General features: G+C 65.4%; 1 protein-coding gene and 1 pseudogene. Both read left to right on the forward strand.

Going from position 1 to position 3,805, the window contains the following annotated elements:
• Positions 1–81 precede the first annotated feature (81 nt).
• Positions 82–1,824: a potassium/proton antiporter gene (locus VA602_RS15245; RefSeq protein ID WP_054891203.1), complete on the forward strand. Its 1,743-nt coding sequence runs from the start codon at positions 82–84 to the stop codon at positions 1,822–1,824.
• A gap of 34 nt (positions 1,825–1,858) precedes the next feature.
• Positions 1,859–3,805, forward strand: a pseudogene (locus tag VA602_RS15250) (mechanosensitive channel MscK); the annotation flags it as partial.

Raw genomic sequence — 3,805 nt, forward strand, 5'->3', positions numbered from 1 at the left:
GGCAATTCATCAGGTTAGAATCGATTGGCACGCGACTTGCCAGTCAAGTCATCTTTCTGCGATATCCCGGAGTACCTGCCTTTGGATGCCAGCACCATCAACAGCCTGTTCCTGATCGGCGCACTGCTGGTGGGCGCAAGTATCCTGGTCAGCTCTCTGTCGTCGCGTCTGGGCATCCCTATCCTGGTCATCATCCTCGCGGTCGGCATGGTCGCCGGTGTCGATGGTGGCGGCATCATTTTCAACAACTACCCGACCGCCTACCTGGTGGGCAACCTCGCGCTGGCCGTGATCCTGCTCGACGGCGGCCTGCGCACGCGGGTAGCGAGTTTCCGCGTGGCCCTGTGGCCAGCCTTGTCGCTGGCCACGGTGGGTGTGCTCATCACCACCGGCCTTACCGGCATGGTCGCTGCCTGGCTGTTCGACCTGAGCCTGATCCAGGGCCTGCTGATCGGCGCCATCGTCGGCTCTACCGACGCCGCGGCGGTGTTCTCGCTGCTCGGTGGCAAAGGCCTGAACGAACGGGTCACGGCAACGCTCGAGATCGAGTCGGGCAGCAACGACCCGATGGCGGTATTTCTCACCGTCACCCTGATCGACATGATCGCCAGCGGTCAGACCGGCCTGCACTGGAGCCTGCTGACCCACCTGCTGCGCGAGTTCGGCATCGGCGGCCTGCTGGGCCTGGGCGGCGGCTGGCTGATGCTGCAACTGGTCAACCGCATCAACCTGGCCGGCGGCTTGTACCCGATCCTGGTGGTCGCCGGCGGCCTGGTGGTGTTCTCGCTGACCAACGCCCTGCACGGCAGCGGCTTCCTTGCCGTCTACCTGTGCGGCCTGGTACTGGGCAACAAGCCGATCCGCAGCCGCCACGGCATCCTGCACATGCTCGACGGCATGGCCTGGCTGGCGCAGATCGGCATGTTCCTGGTGCTGGGGCTGCTGGTCACCCCGCACGACCTGCTGCCCATCGCCCTGCCCGCCCTGGGCCTGGCGCTGTGGATGATCCTCTTCGCCCGCCCACTGTCGGTGCTGGCCGCACTGCTGCCGTTCAAGGCTTTCCACGGCCGCGAAAAGGGCTTCATTTCCTGGGTTGGCCTGCGCGGCGCGGTACCGATCATTCTTGCGGTGTTCCCGCTGATGGCGGGCCTGCCGGATGCGCAGCTGTTCTTCAACCTGGCGTTCTTCATCGTGCTGGTGTCACTGCTGGTGCAAGGCACCAGCCTGCCGTGGATGGCCAAGCTGCTGAAGGTCACGGTGCCGCCAGATCCAGCGCCGATCTCGCGCTCGGCGCTGGAGGTGCACATCACCAGCGAATGGGAGCTGTTCGTCTACCGCCTGGGCGCTGAAAAATGGTGCATCGGCGCAGCCCTGCGCGAGCTGAAGATGCCCGAGGGCACGCGTATCGCCGCGCTGTTCCGTGGCGAGCAATTGCTGCACCCCTCGGGCAGTACCGTGCTGGAGGTCGGCGACATGCTTTGCGTAATCGGCCACGAGCACAACCTGCCCGCCCTGGGCAAACTGTTCAGCCAGGCGCCACAGCGCGGCCTGGACCTGCGCTTCTTCGGCGACTTCGTCCTCGAAGGCGATGCCGAACTCGGTGCGGTGGCAGCGCTTTATGGCCTGAAACTCGACGGCCTGGATGCGAAAATGCCGTTGGCGCAGTTCATCCGACAGAAGGTCGGAGGCGCTCCAGTCGTAGGCGACCAGGTCGAATGGCACAGCACGATCTGGACGGTCGCGACCATGGACGGGAACAAGATCCAGAAAGTGGGCGTCAGATTCCCCGAAGGAACCCGGCCCGGCCCGGGGCTGTTCCTCTAAACTCCGTTAGTGCCCTCTCGCAAGTAGTCTGCCTATGTCCCTGCGCGTGTATGCCCGCGCAGCCCTCCTCGGGCTGTGCCTTTCCCTGTCGTTCGCCGCTGTGGCGGCCGAGGTGCCGGCCGCTCCCGGTATTCAGAACAGCCTGGACAAGATTGCCGAGCGCAAGCTGCCGGAACCCGAGCAGAAGGCGCTCCAGCAGGTGCTGGAGCAGACGCTCGCGCTGATCGCCAGCAAAGAGGATAGCGAGAAGAAACTCGCCGACCTCAAGCAGCAGTTGGCCGGTGCCCCTCAGGAAACCCGCGACAGCCAGCGCGAACTGGCCAAACTCAAGGACAGCAAGGTCACGCCCGTGGCCCAGCGCTATGCCAGCCTCAGCGTACCGCAGCTCGAGCAGATGCTCAGCGAGCGCAGCACCCAGCAGGGCGAGCTGCAAAAGGCGCTGTCCGAAGCCAACAGCCTGATCATCAACTCCCAGACCCGCCCCGAACGTGCCCAGGCCGAGATCAGCAACAACCAGACCCGCGCCCAGCAGATCAACAACGCGCTGAAGTCGGGCAAGGACAACGGCAAGGCGATTTCCGCCGACCAGCGCAACCAGCTCAACGCCGAGCTGGCCTCGCTCAACGCCCTCACCCTGCTGCGCCGCCAGGAGCTGGCCGGCAACAGCCTGCTGCAGGACCTGGGCAATGCCCGTCACGACCTGCTGATCGAGCGTGCCGCACGCCTGGAGCAAGAGATCCAGGACCTGCAGACACTGATCAACGAGAAGCGCCTGGCACAGTCGCAACAGACCGTCACCCAGCAGTCGATCGAAGCGCAGAAAGCCGGCGGCAGCACCCTGCTGGCCAACGAGAGCGCCGCCAACCTCAAGCTCTCCGACTACCTGCTGCGCAGCACCGACCGCCTCAACGAACTCACCCAGCAGAACCTGCAGACCAAGCAGCAGCTCGACACCCTGACCCAGGCCGACCAGGCGCTGGACGAGCAGATCAACGTGCTCAAGGGCAGCCTGCTGCTGTCGAAGATCCTCTACAAGCAGAAACAGGCGCTGCCGCACCTGAAGGTGGACCGCGACCTGGCCGACCAGATCGCCGATATCCGCCTGTACCAGTTCGAGGTCAACCAGCAGCGCGAGCAGATGAGCAGCCCGGTCAGCTACGTCGACAAGCTGCTGTCCACCCAGCCTGAGCAGGATGTCACCCCGCAACTGCGCAAGGCGCTGCTGGAGGTCGCCATCACCCGCAGCGACCTGCTCGAGCGCCTGAACCGCGAGCTTTCAGCATTGCTCAATGAGTCCATCACCCTGCAGCTCAACCAGAAGCAACTGCTGGGCACCGCGCAGAACCTGCGCACCACCCTCGATGAGCAGATGTTCTGGATCCCCAGCAACAAGCCGCTGGACTGGGACTGGCTGCGCTATGTGCCCGAGCGCTTCGCCGACCAGGTCGCCAGCCTGCCCTGGGGCTCGGGCATCAAGGAACTGGCCGACGGCCTGAGCCAGCGCCCGCTGCTGTTCCTGCCGCTGCTGCTGGTGATCGGCGCGCTGCTGTGGCGGCGCAAGTACCTGTACCAGCGCCTGGGCAAGGTGCACCAGGACATCGGCCACTTCCGTCGCGACAGCCAGTGGCACACGCCACAAGCGATCCTCATCAACATCCTCCTGGCCATGCCGGTCAGCCTGGGCCTGGCGCTGTGCAGCTATGCCTTGCAGATCGACGCCCGCGGCCAGAACGCCAACCTCGGCGCTGCGCTGTGGCAATTGGCCCAGGCCTGGCTGGTGTTCTACACCGCCTACCGCGTGCTGGCCCCCGGCGGCGTGGCCGAGGTGCACTTCCGCTGGCACAAGCCGCAGGTGGAGTTCCTGCGCGGTTGGGTACGCAGGCTCGGCACGGTGGTGCTGGCCCTGGTGGGTGTGGTCGCGGTGGCCGAGCACCAGCCTTCGGCGCTGGCCGACGACGTGCTGGGCATCGGCGTGGTGCTG

The organism is Pseudomonas machongensis (assembly GCF_034961125.1).
Taxonomy (GTDB): domain Bacteria; phylum Pseudomonadota; class Gammaproteobacteria; order Pseudomonadales; family Pseudomonadaceae; genus Aquipseudomonas; species Aquipseudomonas machongensis.